Origin of the sequence: Onishia niordana (assembly GCF_004798965.1) — a bacterium.
GTDB classification, from domain to species: Bacteria; Pseudomonadota; Gammaproteobacteria; order Pseudomonadales; family Halomonadaceae; genus Onishia; species Onishia niordana.
The window spans coordinates 818,451-833,380 of sequence record NZ_SDSD01000001.1 but is presented as its reverse complement, the minus strand read 5'-3'; the positions used below and the strand labels follow the sequence as shown (position 1 = coordinate 833,380).

The window sequence follows — 14,930 nt, the reverse complement described above, 5'->3', positions numbered from 1 at the left end:
TTTTGTCCAATTCTTCAGGCCGGCCGTCGGGCAAGGCCAAGGTGGTGGCATGCGACGCAAGGCCGAGCTTCCCGTCAAGACCTGTCGTCAGTGCGAGCGTCCTTTTCGCTGGCGGCGAAAGTGGGCTCACTGCTGGGATGAGGTGCAGCATTGCAGTGAGCGATGTCGCCGTGAGGCGCGCAGCGCCAGGCGGTCGTCATGAACCCCGAACTGGTATGGCTGCGCGATGACCTGAGACTGAGCGATAATCCGCTCTTCCAGTTTGCCTCGCCGCCGGCCTCCTTGATGTGCGTTTATGTCCTCGATGAGCGCTGGATCTCTCCCCTGGCCCCGGGGCTATCGGCGCGACGCATCGGCCCAGCCCGGCTGGGCTTCCTGTGGCAGAGCCTGATCGCCCTGCGCGGTGAACTTCTGAAGCGGGGCGGTGATCTGCTGGTGCGGATGGGGGACCCGTCGGCGGTCATTGCCGAACTTGCCACTGCATTGAGCGTCGTGCGCATTCATGTGCGAGACGCCGCCGGTTATGATGAAAAAGCCGACCTTTCAAGACTCTGCGAGCGCTTGCCCGCGGGCTGCGATCTACGGCGGTGCGAAGGCGGTACCTTGTTCGAGCGCCCTGCGCTCCCTTTTGCTCTGGAGGACCTGCCGGGCAGTTTTTCGGCCTTTCGTCGCCGCATGGAAAGCGCCAACGGTGTGCCGGCTGCTCAGCCGGCCCCAGTCACCTTGCCTCTGTGGCCCGAGGATGCGCCCCGCGGCCTGCCACCCCTCAAGGATCTCTGCCCCGACGCGGCCGCCTGGCGTGCCGACCCTCGCGGTGAATTTCGCTTCCAGGGCGGAGAAGAAGCCGGCCAGATGCGACTCGAATCCTATCTTTGGCACACCGGTGCGATTGCGCGCTACAAGCAGACCCGTAATGGCCTGCTGGGCGCCGAGTTTTCGACACGGCTGTCGCCCTGGCTAGCCCTTGGATGTCTGTCAGCACGACAGATTCATGATCAGGTTCGGGCATGGGAAAGTGACCATGGGGCCTGTGAGTCGAGCGGCTGGGTCATCTTCGAACTCATGTGGCGTGAATATTTTTACTGGGCCGCGCGCCAGGCCAAAGCGGGACTTTATGGCCCCCGGGAGCTTCCCGAGCCACCTGCAGCGTTCCACGACTGGTGTCATGGCGAGACCGGTGTGCCCTTTATCGATGCCGGCATGCGTGAACTCTCGTCCACTGGCTGGCAGTCCAACCGGGTGCGCCAGAATGTGGCAAGTTTCTTGGTTCATGACCTGGGCGTGGATTGGCGGCTAGGCGCTGCCTGGTTCGAGCATTGTCTGATTGATTTCGATGTTGCCAGCAACTGGGGAAACTGGGGGTATGTGGCGGGTGCCGGCCGTGAGGCGAGCCGCGGCCATTATTTCAATGTGCTCTGGCAGGCCCGCCGCTACGACCCGGCCGGCGACTACGTCAGCCACTGGCTACCAGAACTTGTGGGCCTGGCGGAAGGCGATGCGCGCCATCAGCCCTGGCGTGCCGCCCCGCAGGCCTTCTCTGCGCCGGTGGTTTCACCTGCCGCCTGGGACGATGAGCAGATACCGTTGCGAGATGCCAGTAGCGATTCCTTCAAGGAGACGTGATGCCTGTTCTTTTACGTAATGATGTTCGTCATCTCCCCGTCATGCTTGGCCTCTCCGGCCTATTGCCATTCGTGGCGGCGTCTCTCGCCGCGTGGTGGGCACCACTCAGCTGGCAGGCCTCGGCAGTCACCGCCTTTCTTTATTACAGCGCGGTGATACTGTCCTTTCTCGGTGGCATCCATTGGGGGCTTGCCATGGGGCGTGACGCGCCGGCGACCCCCGCCTTTCGTGTCCGCGTGTTGTTAAGCATGGCGCCTAGTCTGATCGCCTGGCCGGCCCTCTTGTGGGGAGGCGTGCCGGGCGCCATGTCGCTGATGCTTGGCTTTATGGCGGTGCGCGGTTATGAAGCAAGTGCTGCAGGAGGCGCTGTACTGCCTGACTGGTATCGACGCTTGCGTAACGTGCTGACCGCGGTGGTGGTGGCCTGCCATCTGGCGGTGATTCTCAGGCTTTGGCTTGGCTTGCAATGACAAAAACGCTAGGCCATGTCTGAAAAGTGTCTGCGCTCGGCTATACGACGTTAAAAATCAGCTCAAAATACTCATTTACGGCCTGTAAACTCCGCTTTTTCGCTGATTTTTGTCTTGTCTATCCTTCGCTCGTCGACTTTTCGCACAAAGCCTAAGGCTGGTGGTGCAGGTTGATCTGCGCGATGATGCCCGCTTTACCCCGTGATGATGGAGTATCGCCCCGCCATGCGCAGGATCCTCGTATGCTCGTTGCTGCTGAGCAGCCTGGTTGGCTGTCAGAGCAGTCAGTCGACTGATGCTCTGGCTCAAGACCAGACACCGCTAAAGGCCCAAGCCCCGGCGCAAGCGCCGTCTCAGTCTGACGATCAAGCGGCCAAGACCGCTGAGACTGGTCAGAATAAGCGCGATGCACAGGCTGAGTCGCCAGCATCCTTTGACGCCTGGCTCGCTGATTTCAGGCGTGAAGCGCGCTCCAGAGGGATCGCCGAGTCGACCCTTGATCGAGCCCTTGGCGATATTCGCTACCGGCCCAAGATCCTCGAGTACGACCGTGCCCAACCCGAGTTCGTGCGTCCCATCTGGCAGTATCTGGATACGGCCGTGTCTTCGACCCGCGTGAGCAACGGTCGCGAGCGTCTGGACGAGCACCGTGCCACGGCCGAGCGCATGACCAGAGGCTACGGTGTGCCCGCCGAGGTGGTAGTGGCGATCTGGGGAGTGGAGAGCAACTACGGCAGCAACTTTGGCAGCTTTTCTACGCTGGATTCCCTGGCGACGCTGGCCTTCGATGGTCGTCGTCGCGACTTCGCTCATGACGAACTGATTGCGGCACTGAAAATCATCGAGGGCGGTGATATCGCTCCTGAGCGCATGATCGGCAGCTGGGCCGGTGCCATGGGGCACACGCAGTTCCTGCCATCAAGCTATCTTGCCTATGCCAAGGACGGCGACGGTGATGGCCGACGCGATATCTGGGGTAGCATCCCCGATGTCATGGCTTCTACTGCCAACTACTTGGCCCGGGCCGGCTGGCAGGCCGGCGAGCCCTGGGGCATCGAAGTGCGGCTGCCGGCCGATTTCGACTACTCCCAAACCGAACTGGCCACCCGGCGGTCAAGCGAGGCTTGGGCCCGTCAGGGCGTGCGCGCCATGGGCTCGGAAACGCTGCCAACACTCAACAATGCATCGATTCTCGCGCCAGCTGGCGCTCGAGGTCCCGCCTTTCTGGTCGGTGGCAACTATCGCGCCATCCTGCGTTATAACAATGCCACCAGCTATGCGTTGGCGGTGGGTACGCTTTCGCGTCGTATCGCGGAAGAGCCGGGCATACGTGCCGACTGGCCGCGACAAGAGACGCCGCTTTCCAGAGCGCAGGTGCGTGAGCTGCAGCGCGCCCTCAATGCTCGTGGCTTCGCGACCGGCACGCCAGACGGCATCATGGGGCCCAATACCCGCGCTGGGCTGCGGGCCTATCAGGCGTCCCTGGGGCTGACACCGGATGGTTTCGCGACAGTGTCGCTGCTTGAACGTCTGCAGGAATAAGGCCGTTCAACCCAGCCGTGCGAGCAGGGCGACGACCGCCGTCTCGACCCGCAAGATTCGGCTGCCCAGGTGAATGCCTTGGCAGCCGGCTGCCAGTAGCGCCTCGACCTCATAGGGAATAAAACCGCCCTCGGGTCCCACTACCAGGGTGGCGGGTGCCGTGAGTCCGCGGGGACAGGCCGCTTCCATGCCGGGATGAGCCAGTAGTCCTTGACGCCCACTGAGCTGGGCTGGCAGGCGATCTTCGACGAAGGGTTTGAAGCGGGTTTCCAACTCCACTTCGGGCATCACGGTGTCGCGGGCTTGCTCCAGGCCCAGCACCAGATGCTGGTGAATCTTCTCGTCGGACAGTTCGGGGGATTGCCAGTAGCTCTTCTCCACCCGTCGGGTGTGCAGCAGGGTGATGCGCTTCACCCCCAGGGCCGTGACGTGCTCAAGTGTCCGGGCCAGCATTCGCGGGCGCGGCAAGGCCAGCACCAGTTCGATGTCCAGCGCCGGTGGCGGCGCCTGGTCGAGGGCATCGAGTGCGAAGTGAGCGCCATCTTCATTCAGCGTGACCAGCCGGCCGCGACCGATGGCGCCGCCGCGCAGACCCAGTGTCAGCTCATCGCCTGGGCGGGCACGATGTACCTCGGTCAGGTGGCGCAAGCGTCTTGGGTCGCGCACCCAGGCGTGGTGGTCGTCGGTCAGGTCGGCGGGATCAAGCAAAATCAGGTTCATGGGGCCTCGGCGCCGCACAAGCGGATGACAGATAGATGACGATGGTGGCTAGAACGTCGGACGCGGTGCACAATACCAGCAAAGTCGAGAACAGGAGCACCGCCCGTGCGCGTGATTCGCAAGTATGCCAACCGCAGGCTCTATGATACCGAGCAGAGCCGCTATGTAACGCTGGAAGACCTGCGCAACCTGATTATTGAGGAGGTGCCCTTTCGCGTCGAAGACGCCAAGTCCGGAGAGGATCTGACGCGTACCATTCTGTTGTCGATCATCATCGAGCAGGAGCAAGCGGGCGGCGACTCCGAGGTGTTCTCCAACGATCTGCTGGCCCAATTCATACGTGTCTACGACATGGCACAGCCGCTGCCACTGGCTCGCTACCTGGAGCAGGGCACCCACCTGATGCTTGAACAGCAGCAACGTATGCAGGATCAGTGGAAGGAGGCCATGCGCCATACGCCGATGGAAATGATGCGCGAGATGGCCGAGGAAAACATGCGCTTCTGGCAGAAGACCTTTAATCAGCAGCCCAAGGACACTGGCAAGGACGGCGAATCCGAAAGCGACACCAGCAGCGACAAGGACTGAGCCCCGATACGGGCGGTGGCTTTTCTGGCATAATGCCCCGCTAAATTCGTATTATCCTCAGACAACAGTCGAGCAAGGTTGAAGATGAAGGTTCTGATCATCGGCGGCGGCGGCCGCGAACATGCCCTGGCCTGGAAGGTCGCTCAGTCTTCTCACGTTGAAACGGTTTACGTGGCACCCGGCAATGCTGGCAGCCTCATCGAGCCCAAGGTCTCCAATGTCGATATTGCGGTAACCGACCTTGAGGGGCTTGAAACCTTCGCCCGTGATCACGGCATCGAACTGACCATCGTCGGCCCCGAGGCCCCGCTGGTCGCGGGCGTTGTCGATCGTTTTCAGGCCGCGGGCCTGGCTATCTTCGGCCCGACCCAGGCTGCCGCCCAGCTTGAAGGATCCAAGTCCTTTACCAAGGACTTCCTTGCTCGCCATGACATTCCCAGTGCGGATTATCAGACCTTCACCGCCGTTGAACCGGCACTTGACTACCTCGCCAAAAAGGGCGCCCCGATCGTCATCAAGGCCGATGGCCTGGCCTCCGGCAAGGGGGTGATCGTTGCCATGACCAAGGTCGAGGCCGAGGCGGCGATCCGTGACATGCTCGAGGCCAATGCCTTCGGTGATGCCGGGGCACGGGTGGTGATCGAGGAGTACCTCGAGGGTGAGGAAGCGAGCTTCATCGTGATGGTGGACGGCGAGCATGTGTTACCGATGGCGACCAGCCAGGATCACAAGCGCGCAGGTGATGGCGATACAGGCCCCAATACCGGTGGCATGGGGGCCTATTCGCCGGCCCCGGTCGTCACCGAGGCGGTCTATCAGCGCATCATGGACGAAGTGATTCTGCCTACGGTCAAGGGCATGGCAGAAGAGGGCCATCCCTATACCGGCTTTCTCTACGCGGGCCTGATGATCGACAAGACCGGCGCCCCCAAGGTGATCGAATACAACTGCCGCTTTGGTGACCCGGAAACGCAGCCGATCATGATGCGACTCGAATCCGACCTGGCAGCTCTATGCTTGGCGGGCACCCGCGGCGAACTCGATCGCGCGACCATTCAGTGGGATCCCCGTAACGCGGTAGGCGTGGTGCTGGCGGCCGGTGGCTATCCAGGCAGCTATCGCAAGGGCGATGTAATCGATGGCATCGAAGCCGCCGAGGATACGGGCTGTCGGGTGTTCCATGCTGGTACGGCTCTGGACGACCAAGGTCGTGTCGCGACCAGTGGCGGACGCGTGCTATGTGTAACGGCCTTGGGAGATACAGTGGCCATTGCTCAGGCGCTCGCCTACGAAGGCGTTTCCGCCATCGACTGGACGGACATGAGTTATCGCCACGATATCGCCTTCCGCGCCATCGCAAGGGAGCGTTGATCGCCTAAGCGTATCGCCACACGGCCGCGTTCGAAGCAAACACCATCCCGCGCTGGGGGCTAACTCCGAGCCTCGGCGCGAGGTAGTGCCACGACAGGGAGTTGATATGTCACGAGTCCGCTTGGCGTTTCCGGAAGACGCCATCCTGCACCGCCACTCCTTGTCGGTACGCATCACCGATATGAATTATGGGCGCCACCTGGGCCACGATGCCCTAGTGTCGCTGCTGCACGAGGCCAGAACCCAGATGCTGCTGTCCCGGGGGCTCCGGGAATGGGATCTTGGCGGCTATCCCAGTGTCGTTGCCGATCTTGCCATCCAGTATCAGGGCGAAGCCGCCTGGCCGGACATGCTGGTCGTCGAAACGGCGATTCCCCCCGTCGAAGGCAAATCACTTTGCGTTTATCACCGTGTACTGCGTGAGCACGACCAGCGCCCCGTAGCGACTGCCAGGCTCAACCTGGTGTTGATTGACGCTACTGTCGGAAAGTCGGTCGCGGTCCCCGAGTCTGTGCAAGCTGCGCTTTCATCCGCTTCGTCCTATCATCCTGAGAGTGGCGCCTGATGTCCCGGGAATATCCAATCATCGCCGTGACCGGCTCCAGCGGAGCGGGAACCACCACGGTGCGCCGAACTTTCGAGCGCATGTTCACCCGTGAGGATGTCCATGCCGCGACCGTTGATGGCGACGCCTTTCACCGCTACACCAAGGATGAGCTGGCGCGAATCTTCCGTGAGGAGCCCGAGCGCACCGACGAGCTGTCTCATTTCGCGGTAGAGGCTAACCTGCTTGATCGTCTGGAGACGCTGTTCCAGGAATATGGCGATCAAGGGGCGGGTACCTTTCGTCACTATATCCATGCCGAAGACAAGCGGATGATCGAGCAGGGTCATCAGGTCGGGACCTTTACCGATTGGCAGTCGCTACCCAGTGGCACTGATCTGCTGTTCTATGAAGGGCTTCACGGTGGCCTGGTCACGCCTGATCATGACATCGCGCGCCATGTGGATTTATTGGTGGGCGTGGCGCCCACCATGAACCTCGAGTGGATCCAGAAGATCGATCGCGATACCAAACTGCGCGGTTATTCTCAGGAAGCGGTGATCGACACCATTCTTGGACGCATGCATGACTATGTGCGCTATATACAGCCACAGTTCTCGCGCACGCACATCAATTTCCAGCGGGTGCCCACGGTGGATACCTCCAACCCCTTCGAGGTTCAGGATATTCCCACCGATGCCGAATCTTTCGTAGTGATTCGCTTTCGTGATCCGTCCACGGTGGACTTCCCGTACCTGCTGGCGATGATTCAGGATGCCTTCATGAGCCGCCCTCACACCCTGGTGGTGCCCGGGGCACGCATGCCATTGGCCATGGAGTTGATTCTGGGCCCCTTGGTTCGCCACTTGTTGGCCCAGCGACGTTTTCGTTAAGCCATTCAGTCGCGCGAACCGCTTGGGCCGGACGACTCGCATTCATCGACCATCATTCAAAGGAGAGGCGCCATGGATTGCCTGTTCTGCAAGATCATCAACCGCGAAATCCCCGCCGATATCGTCTATGAAGACGATGATGTGCTGGCCTTCAACGATGTCAATCCTCAGGCGCCGACCCATCAACTGGTGATCCCCAAGCGCCATATTTCGACCCTCAACGATATCGCAGAAGATGACCTGGCGCTGATCGGTCGGCTGCAGTACACCGCGGCGACGCTTGCCAAGCAGGCAGGTTTTGCCGACGAGGGCTATCGGGTGGTGATGAACTGCAATCAGCGTGGCGGTCAGACGGTTTATCATATCCACATGCACCTGATGGGCGGCCGTGACTTCACCTGGCCGGCCGGGTAATCGGCCCCCTAGCGCGCCTGGCAACGCCCGCAGTCGACCCCTTCACGCCCGTCACGCTACCTGCCCGAGGTCTCGAGTCGTATGTGCGGCTTGCCTCGTGTACTGGCAAGATCGTCAGAACTTTTGGTCGTAGCGTGGCTCGGATAGACTAGTGACGATACTCACGGGGGCTTACATGAACCGCCAATATTCTCGCAATGACCACCTGATTCAGCAGTTCGATACGATTCTGCGCACCCTGGTGCCGCATGCCGCCCAGCCTTCCCGGCCCAGCCCAGCCGCCGGTGTGGATGACGGCGACATTGATGAGGCCGAGCGCTCCCATGCCGTTGGGTTGATGCGCATCAACCACACCGGAGAAGTTTGCGCCCAGGCGCTCTATCAGGGGCAGGGGCTGACCGCCAAGCTGGCTGATATCCGCAGTCAGATGGAGCAGGCCGCTCAGGAGGAAATCGATCACCTGGCCTGGTGCGATGCCCGTCTCGAAGAGCTCGATGGCCGCACCAGCCTGCTCAACCCGCTCTTCTATGGGGCCTCTTTCGGCCTCGGTGCGGTGGCAGGCGCGGTGGGTGACCAGGTCAGCCTGGGGTTCGTGGCGGCCACCGAAGAGCAGGTCGGCGAACACCTGGAAGAGCACCTGGAGGCCTTGCCGCCGGGGGATCGTCGCTCCAGGGCGGTGCTCGAGAAGATGCGCGAAGACGAGGCTCACCACGAGCGCTGGGCTCTGGAGGCCGGTGGTGCGCAGTTTCCCGCGCCCATCAAGGCCGGCATGCGCCTGGTCTCCAAGCTGATGACCACCAGCGTCTATCGGGTCTGAGCGTCATGACCTTAGGTGACGCCTCGGCGTGATGTCATGTCAGTGAGGCGACACCGTGACCTGAAGCGAAAACGCCCCGCCGGATGACCCGGCGGGGCGTTTTCATTGATGGACCATGAGACGCCAGGGCGTTGCTCAGTCCATGTTGCGAGAATAGAAGATCTCGAGCATCTCCTTGCGTAGCCGGCTTTCGATGTCGCGGGCTTCCTCGAAGGTCAGGTCACGGCGCGAGGTGCCAAACAGGTAGTTGTCGAGATCGAAGTCCTTCAGCAACATCTTGGTATGGAACATGTTTTCCTGATAGACGTTGACGTCGACCATCTGGTAGGCGTTCTTGGTGTCCTCGGCCAGGTAGTCCTGAATCGAAGTGATGTCGTGGTCGATGAACAGTTTCTTGCCGTCGACATCGCGGGTGAAGCCACGCACCCGGTAGTCCGTGGTGACGATGTCGGAATCAAAACTGTGGATCAGGTAGTTCAGCGCCTTGAGCGGGCTGATCATGCCGCAGGTCGACACGTCGATGTCCAGGCGGAAGGTGCTGATGCCGTTGTCCGGATGCGATTCCGGATAGCTGTGTACCGTGACATGGCTCTTGTCCAGATGGCCGACCACGGTCTCCGGCAGCGGTCCCGGACCAGGGGCTCTCTGTTCCGGCGCAGGCTCCTCGAGTTCGTGCTCGGCGATCAGGATGGTCACGCTGGCACCGTGGGGCTCATAGTCCTGACGCGAGATATTGAGAACGTGGGCGCCGATGATGTTGGTGACATCCTTGAGGATCTGCGTCAGCCGTTCAGCGTTATAGAGCTCATCGATGTAATCGATGTAGGCCCGACGCTGATCTTCGGTCTTGGCATAGCAGATGTCGTAGATGTTGAAGCTCAACGAACTGGTCAGGTTGTTGAAGCCGTGGAGTCGGAGATTGTCGCTCACGTCCGAGCCTCCCTCAGGTGCATGAGTACGTGGTATGCCTAGCGGACTGGGCCGGGGCTGCATGAAAGGCGCGTATTATGCACACCCCGGGGCACGGGCGCACCTGCTCCGGGGTGTTTTCCATCCAAATCAGCCTTCGACGATGGTGACGGAGTGTGTCACTTCGACGCCGCCGTTGGCGAGCATGATGGAGGCGCTGCAGTATTTCTCCGCCGATAGGGCCACCGCGCGCTCGACCTGCTTCTCCTTGAGCCCCTGGCCGGTCACCGTGAAATGCACATGAATCTTGGTGAAAACACTGGGCACGCTGTCGGCGCGCTCGGCCTCGACGCTGGCCACGCAGTCACTGACCGGGGCACGAGACTTCTCGAGAATCTGCAGCACGTCGAAAGACGTGCAGGCGCCAAGTCCCATCAGCATCATCTCCATGGGGCGGGGGCCGGTGTCGCGGCCGCCGTGGTCGGGGGGACCATCGATCACCACGCTGTGGCCGCTGCCCGATTCGGCGACGAACTGACGCCCGTCGGTCCACTTGACGCTGGCTTTCATGAGGCAAATTCTCCGTCTGAAATCAAAAAAGAGAGGACGAGTGCGGCACCATCAGTATGCGTCGGGGCGCTTGGGCCACGGTAGCGCGAGGTGCTGATGCGCACTGGCAAGTCGCTCACTCTGCCATGGCTCGCAGCCGGGTATCCAGTTTGGCAAGGCGCTCGGGTGTGCCGACATCGACCCAGGGGCCGTGATGATGGTGGCCGGAGACGCGTCCGGCGATCATGGCGCTGCGCAGTAATGGTGCCAGGGCAAAGGCGCCAGGAGGCTCGTTTGCGACGAGTGCCGGGTCGATCATGCTCAGGCCGGCAAAGGTCAGGCGCGGTTCACCGTCTGGATGGACGCGCCCAGCGGTATCCAGGTGAAAGTCGCCCGCGGGGTGATGATCGGGATTGTCGACCAGCCACAGGTGGGCAAGGTCGTCTCCAAGCGTTGGCAGTTCGGCCAGATCCGGGGCGCACCAGACGTCGCCATTGATCAGCAGGAAGGGCGTATCGCCAAGCATGGGCAGCGCCTTTTGAATGCCACCGCCGGTTTCCAGAGGACGGTCCTCGCGACTCCACTCAATGCTGACCCCATAAGCCGCACCGTCGCCGAGGGCTTCGATGATCTGGTCGGCGCGATAGCTTATGTTGATCACCACCTCGACGATACCGGCGGCCGCCAGGCGCTCCAGATGGTGAACGATGAGTGGCTTGCCGGCGACCGGCAGCAGCGGTTTGGGGCAGGTGTCGGTCAGCGGGCGCATGCGCTTGCCAAGGCCCGCGGCCAGGATCATCGCCTTCATGCCGTCGGCTCCTGGGGCATTGCCTCATCGGTCGAGCTGTCGATATCTCGTGCCGCCAGGGCAGCGTCGAGCGCTGGCGTAAAGGTGACATGAAGCCACTCGCGGAAGTCAGAAAACGCGGGCCAGGGCGCGAGGCTGTCGTCCAGGTGCGCGAGGAAGTGAGGCAGGCGTGCCAGGTAGCCTGCCTTGTCGTCGCGCAGTGTCAGACGACAGAAGATGCCCAGTACCTTGAGGCTGCGCTGGATAGCCATGGCATCGCACCAGAAGTGGAAACGTTCGGCCTCGATACCCGGATCGAGACGACCATCGGCGATGGCGCGCTCGCGGAAGGCTTCCTGCCAATACCGGAGAGTCGCGGCGTCAAAGCGCCGGTAGCGCCCTCGGGTCAGCGAGATAAAGTCGTAGGTCAGCGGGCCGGCCACGGCATCCTGGAAGTCGATCAACACCAGCGCGCCGTTGTCGAGCATCAGGTTCATGGCATCGAAGTCGCGATGGACGACAAAGCGCGGCTGCTCGAGCGCACTTTCGATAAGCGTTGTGGCAAGCGCCGACCACCCCGGCGGCGGGGCGATGCCCAGCAGGCGCTCGAGGCACCAGTCAGGAAACAGGTCGAGCTCGCGAGCGAGCAGGGCCGCATCATAAATCGGCAGGGCATGACGGGGGGCCTTGGCTTGTAGCTCATGGATCAGCGCGATAGCCCGCTCGAAACCGTCGGAGGTGGTCTCACGAGACGTGAAACTCTGCTGCAGCGGTGTGTCGCCCAAATCGTCGAGTGCCAAAAAACCGGCCTCAAGGTCGGCATGATGGACGCGCGGCACGGGTAGGCCGGCGGCGTGCCAGTCCGTGGCGATGGCAAGGAAAGGGCGGCTGTCTTCCTGAGCAGGCGGGGCATCCATCAATATACGGGTGGCGCCGTCGGGAAGCGTCAGGCGATAGTAGCGGCGAAAGCTCGCATCGCCGGCGGCCAAGTCCAGCCTGAACTCGTCTGGCGATAGGTCGTATTGTCTGGCCGCCCAGGTGGAGAGGGAGCCAAGGCGCTCGGGGTCTGCCGAAGTCATGGGCGCTCCTGTGGTAATGCATGTCTCGGCGTTCTGGTTGACGCTCTGCCGGGCGCATCGCATGCTGCAAGTCGTGCTCGTGCGTTGCCGGCTCATCAGTCGTCAGAAGAGGCTCCGGCCGAGCGGTGGCAGACAGCCGGGATTCGGCCTGTATAATACCGATTTCCCCCGTCAAGGACAGAGAGGAAAATGGGTAAACGACTCTACTGGACTGCCTTGGCCGGCCTGACCGCCGTCGCGGGTGGTGATGCGCTGGCGGCGCCACCAGCGCCCCTGCCGGCGGAACAGCTCGACTGGCAGCCCTGGGGCGATGATGCACCGTCAGATGCGCTATGCCGTGGCCGCTATGTGATGCCGGCCTATCGTCTGCCCGCAGGCGACACCGCCGATGATATCCGTTCTTCCTCGGATCGTGCCCGCTATGACGAAGATGGCACCGTTCGCCTGGCCGGCGAAGTGCTGTTGCGTCGTGGAAACAGCCAGGTCGAGGCGCCGCAAGTGAGCCTAGGGCCTGCGCGCGAGCGGGCCAAGGTGGCGGGCCCCATGGCCCTGCGTGATCAAGGGTTGCTGGTGCGTGGCGATGCCGCCGAGGTGTCGCTGAACAGTGATGCTGCCTCGGTCGATGGCGCTCACTATGTGGCTCACGAGTCGCGTCTGCGCGGCGACGCGCAGCGCCTGGCCCGTCTTGAAGATGGTCGCTATCGGCTCAGTGATGCCAGCTTCACCACTTGTGCTCCAGGTAGCCAGGCATGGCGTCTGGTGGGCAGCGACATTCTACTGGATCGCGGGGCAGGCTTCGGTACCGCCACTCATGCTCGTCTTGAGGTGCAGGACGTACCGGTCTTCTACTGGCCTTGGGTACGCTTCCCGATCGATGATCGGCGCCAATCAGGCTTCCTGTGGCCGGTGATCAGCGCCTCGGGTGATGGCCTCGACTACGCTCAGCCCTACTATTTCAACCTGGCGCCGAATTACGACGCGACCCTTACCCCGCGGATCATCAGTGATCGTGGCTTCCTGCTGGGTGGCGAGTTCCGCTATCTGCAAGATGACTTCGCCGGCAGAGTCGAGGGCGCCTATCTTTCCGACGATCAGGGCAAGAACTCATCCAATCCCAATGATCCGCCTGATGCCTTTCGCGGAGAAGATCGCTGGTATCTGGACTATCGCCATCAAGGGCGGCTGAGTCCCCGGCTTGATTACCAGTTGGCCTATGGCGCCGCCAGCGATGGGCGCTACTTCGATGATTTCGGGCGTGACTTTGGCGAATCCGATACGGCCTATCTGCCGCGCCTGGCGCTATTCGATTACAGTGGCAAGACATGGCAGCTAGAGGCCCGCGCACAGGGGTTTCAGCGACTCGATTTTCCGTTGGCCGAGCGCGACAAGCCCTTCTACCGATTGCCGAGTCTGACCGCCAACGCGCGCTGGGATCAGAATAGCGGCTTCTACCAACAGTGGCGCTCCAATGCGACCTACTTCTGGCGTGACGTCGCCGAGCAAGAGGTACCGATCAACGAAGCCGCCACCGGTAGCCGCATTCATCTGGCACCGGCGGTGGGCTGGCGCGGAGATGCCAGCTGGGGGTTCTTCGAACCTAAGGTCGAGCTTCTGCAGACCGCCTATGATCTCGACTATGGCGCCCTTGAGACCCAGCGAGACACCACGCTTTCACGCACCGTGCCGGTCAGCTCGCTGGATGGTGGCCTGGTGTTCGAGCGCGAAATCTCGGCCTTTGGTGATGGTTTCCGCCAGACCCTGGAGCCGCGTCTCAACTACGCCTATGTGCCCGCCGAGGATCAGCAGGAGTTTCCCGATTTCGACACCAACGAGCGTGCTTTCTCCTGGGGGCAGCTGTGGTCGCCGTATCGCTTCTCGGGAGCAGACCGGGTCGGGGATCTAAACCGTCTCTCGGCCGGGGTCAGCACACGCTTTCTTGAGGACGACAGCGGTCGCGAGCGACTCGATATTGGCATCGGTCAGGGCTTTTATTTCGAGGATCGCAACATCGACATGAATGGCGACCCGGATACACTGCCGGATCGTGATACCAATAATGCCGCCTGGTATCGCGCCACTCGGGATCGCACGCCCTTGGTCACGAAGATCGACTGGCAGATCAGCGATTACTGGAGCACGCGCTATTCTTGGCTCTATGATACCGAGCGGGAAGTGACCGAGCGCAACGGCATTGATCTTGCCTATCGGGACCCCCGTGGCCATGTGCTGAACCTCGGCTATCGCTGGGAGCTTCAGGGATTCGATCCCTCCGCCGACGATCCCGAAGACCGGCTCGGCTACAACCGCGAGGAATTCGACGTGTCCTTCGCCCTGCGCGCCAGCGCTCGCGTCGACCTGATAGGCCGCTACCTGTATGACAACACCAATAGTCGGTCTCTGGAACGTTTGGCGGGTGTGCAGTGGAACGACTGCTGCTATGGTCTGCAGCTGGTATGGCGTGACTGGGTCGAGGACAACGACACGGCCAATACGACGGCCGACGATTACTCCGATCGTGGCATCTTCCTGCGCTTTGTCTTCAAGGGCCTCGGCGGCGTAGGCCAGGAAGCAGACAGTTACTTCGAGCAGGCCATTCCCGGCTATCGCTCCACCGCCTTTTGAGC

16 protein-coding genes are annotated in these 14,930 nt (G+C 61.8%); 11 read left to right on the top strand and 5 right to left on the bottom strand.

All coding sequences use genetic code 11. The annotated features are described in order from the left end of the window. The first annotated feature begins 49 nt into the window (after positions 1–49). The 4 genes from ETC27_RS03600 to ETC27_RS03585 all read left to right on the top strand — a co-directional run bounded on the left by ETC27_RS03600 (position 50) and on the right by ETC27_RS03585 (position 3,635). Complete coding sequence (locus ETC27_RS03600) at positions 50–202, top strand: DUF2256 domain-containing protein (protein ID WP_136253583.1); 153 nt, start codon at positions 50–52, stop codon at positions 200–202. Beyond that, the gene (locus ETC27_RS03595; protein WP_136253582.1) at positions 199–1,623 is read left to right on the top strand and encodes a DASH family cryptochrome; all 1,425 of its coding nucleotides are present in this window, start codon (positions 199–201) and stop codon (positions 1,621–1,623) included. Before ETC27_RS03600 ends, ETC27_RS03595 begins: the two co-directional genes overlap by 4 nt. Next, complete coding sequence (locus ETC27_RS03590) at positions 1,623–2,093, top strand: DUF3429 domain-containing protein (RefSeq protein WP_136253581.1); 471 nt, start codon at positions 1,623–1,625, stop codon at positions 2,091–2,093. Before ETC27_RS03595 ends, ETC27_RS03590 begins: the two co-directional genes overlap by 1 nt. Positions 2,094–2,318: 225 nt before the next feature. Continuing rightward, positions 2,319–3,635: a lytic murein transglycosylase gene (locus ETC27_RS03585; RefSeq protein WP_136253580.1), complete on the top strand. Its 1,317-nt coding sequence runs from the start codon at positions 2,319–2,321 to the stop codon at positions 3,633–3,635. A 6-nt stretch (positions 3,636–3,641) separates the two neighbouring features. On the opposite strand, the gene ETC27_RS03580 is transcribed toward ETC27_RS03585, so the two are convergent. Further along, positions 3,642–4,355 (bottom strand): 16S rRNA (uracil(1498)-N(3))-methyltransferase, encoded by a 714-nt coding sequence (locus ETC27_RS03580; protein ID WP_136253579.1) that lies wholly within the window; start codon positions 4,353–4,355, stop codon positions 3,642–3,644. A gap of 105 nt (positions 4,356–4,460) precedes the next feature. On the opposite strand from ETC27_RS03580, the gene phaR reads away from it, so the two are divergent. The 6 genes from phaR (at position 4,461) to coq7 (ending at position 8,982) form a co-directional block, all read left to right on the top strand. Continuing rightward, the gene (gene phaR / locus ETC27_RS03575; protein ID WP_136253578.1) at positions 4,461–4,943 is read left to right on the top strand and encodes a polyhydroxyalkanoate synthesis repressor PhaR; all 483 of its coding nucleotides are present in this window, start codon (positions 4,461–4,463) and stop codon (positions 4,941–4,943) included. Between the two features lie 84 nt (positions 4,944–5,027). Continuing rightward, positions 5,028–6,314, top strand: coding sequence for a phosphoribosylamine--glycine ligase (gene purD, locus ETC27_RS03570; RefSeq protein WP_136253577.1), 1,287 nt, complete (start codon positions 5,028–5,030; stop codon positions 6,312–6,314). A 106-nt stretch (positions 6,315–6,420) separates the two neighbouring features. Then, a complete protein-coding gene (locus ETC27_RS03565) occupies positions 6,421–6,879 on the top strand; it encodes an acyl-CoA thioesterase (protein WP_136253576.1) in 459 nt (152 codons plus the stop codon). Next, the gene (locus ETC27_RS03560; protein ID WP_136253575.1) at positions 6,879–7,751 is read left to right on the top strand and encodes a phosphoribulokinase; all 873 of its coding nucleotides are present in this window, start codon (positions 6,879–6,881) and stop codon (positions 7,749–7,751) included. Before ETC27_RS03565 ends, ETC27_RS03560 begins: the two co-directional genes overlap by 1 nt. A gap of 72 nt (positions 7,752–7,823) precedes the next feature. Beyond that, complete coding sequence (locus ETC27_RS03555) at positions 7,824–8,165, top strand: histidine triad nucleotide-binding protein (protein WP_136253574.1); 342 nt, start codon at positions 7,824–7,826, stop codon at positions 8,163–8,165. A 175-nt stretch (positions 8,166–8,340) separates the two neighbouring features. After that, on the top strand, positions 8,341–8,982 hold the full coding sequence (coq7, locus tag ETC27_RS03550) for a 2-polyprenyl-3-methyl-6-methoxy-1,4-benzoquinone monooxygenase (protein WP_136253573.1): 642 nt from the start codon (positions 8,341–8,343) through the stop codon (positions 8,980–8,982). Between the two features lie 135 nt (positions 8,983–9,117). Here coq7 and speD read toward each other — a convergent pair whose 3' ends face one another. The 4 genes from speD to ETC27_RS03530 all read right to left on the bottom strand — a co-directional run bounded on the left by speD (position 9,118) and on the right by ETC27_RS03530 (position 12,306). Continuing rightward, the gene (speD, locus tag ETC27_RS03545; protein ID WP_136253572.1) at positions 9,118–9,912 is read right to left on the bottom strand and encodes an adenosylmethionine decarboxylase; all 795 of its coding nucleotides are present in this window, start codon (positions 9,910–9,912) and stop codon (positions 9,118–9,120) included. A gap of 129 nt (positions 9,913–10,041) precedes the next feature. Then, on the bottom strand, positions 10,042–10,461 hold the full coding sequence (locus tag ETC27_RS03540; protein ID WP_136253571.1) for an OsmC family protein: 420 nt from the start codon (positions 10,459–10,461) through the stop codon (positions 10,042–10,044). A gap of 115 nt (positions 10,462–10,576) precedes the next feature. Further along, positions 10,577–11,248 (bottom strand): N-acetylmuramate alpha-1-phosphate uridylyltransferase MurU, encoded by a 672-nt coding sequence (gene murU / locus ETC27_RS03535; RefSeq protein ID WP_136253570.1) that lies wholly within the window; start codon positions 11,246–11,248, stop codon positions 10,577–10,579. After that, positions 11,245–12,306, bottom strand: a complete 1,062-nt coding sequence (locus ETC27_RS03530; RefSeq protein WP_136253569.1) for an aminoglycoside phosphotransferase family protein — start codon at positions 12,304–12,306, stop codon at positions 11,245–11,247. The genes murU and ETC27_RS03530 overlap by 4 nt, the downstream gene beginning before the upstream one ends. 189 nt (positions 12,307–12,495) lie before the next feature. Here ETC27_RS03530 and ETC27_RS03525 point away from each other — a divergent pair, with 189 nt between their 5' ends. After that, on the top strand, positions 12,496–14,928 hold the full coding sequence (locus ETC27_RS03525) for an LPS-assembly protein LptD (protein WP_136253568.1): 2,433 nt from the start codon (positions 12,496–12,498) through the stop codon (positions 14,926–14,928). The last annotated feature ends 2 nt before the right edge of the window (positions 14,929–14,930 follow it).

What these genes read in the sequence shown, in the direction of transcription:
- ETC27_RS03600 (WP_136253583.1), top strand. Translation starts at nt 50, where the DNA reads ATGCGACGCAAGGCCGAGCTTCCCGTCAAGACCTGTCGTCAGTGCGAG.
- ETC27_RS03595 (WP_136253582.1), top strand. Translation starts at nt 199, where the DNA reads ATGAACCCCGAACTGGTATGGCTGCGCGATGACCTGAGACTGAGCGAT.
- ETC27_RS03590 (WP_136253581.1), top strand. Translation starts at nt 1,623, where the DNA reads ATGCCTGTTCTTTTACGTAATGATGTTCGTCATCTCCCCGTCATGCTT.
- ETC27_RS03585 (WP_136253580.1), top strand. Translation starts at nt 2,319, where the DNA reads ATGCGCAGGATCCTCGTATGCTCGTTGCTGCTGAGCAGCCTGGTTGGC.
- ETC27_RS03580 (WP_136253579.1), bottom strand. Translation starts at nt 4,355, where the DNA reads ATGAACCTGATTTTGCTTGATCCCGCCGACCTGACCGACGACCACCAC.
- purD (WP_136253577.1), top strand. Translation starts at nt 5,028, where the DNA reads ATGAAGGTTCTGATCATCGGCGGCGGCGGCCGCGAACATGCCCTGGCC.
- ETC27_RS03565 (WP_136253576.1), top strand. Translation starts at nt 6,421, where the DNA reads ATGTCACGAGTCCGCTTGGCGTTTCCGGAAGACGCCATCCTGCACCGC.
- ETC27_RS03560 (WP_136253575.1), top strand. Translation starts at nt 6,879, where the DNA reads ATGTCCCGGGAATATCCAATCATCGCCGTGACCGGCTCCAGCGGAGCG.
- ETC27_RS03555 (WP_136253574.1), top strand. Translation starts at nt 7,824, where the DNA reads ATGGATTGCCTGTTCTGCAAGATCATCAACCGCGAAATCCCCGCCGAT.
- coq7 (WP_136253573.1), top strand. Translation starts at nt 8,341, where the DNA reads ATGAACCGCCAATATTCTCGCAATGACCACCTGATTCAGCAGTTCGAT.
- ETC27_RS03540 (WP_136253571.1), bottom strand. Translation starts at nt 10,461, where the DNA reads ATGAAAGCCAGCGTCAAGTGGACCGACGGGCGTCAGTTCGTCGCCGAA.
- murU (WP_136253570.1), bottom strand. Translation starts at nt 11,248, where the DNA reads ATGAAGGCGATGATCCTGGCCGCGGGCCTTGGCAAGCGCATGCGCCCG.
- ETC27_RS03530 (WP_136253569.1), bottom strand. Translation starts at nt 12,306, where the DNA reads ATGACTTCGGCAGACCCCGAGCGCCTTGGCTCCCTCTCCACCTGGGCG.
- ETC27_RS03525 (WP_136253568.1), top strand. Translation starts at nt 12,496, where the DNA reads ATGGGTAAACGACTCTACTGGACTGCCTTGGCCGGCCTGACCGCCGTC.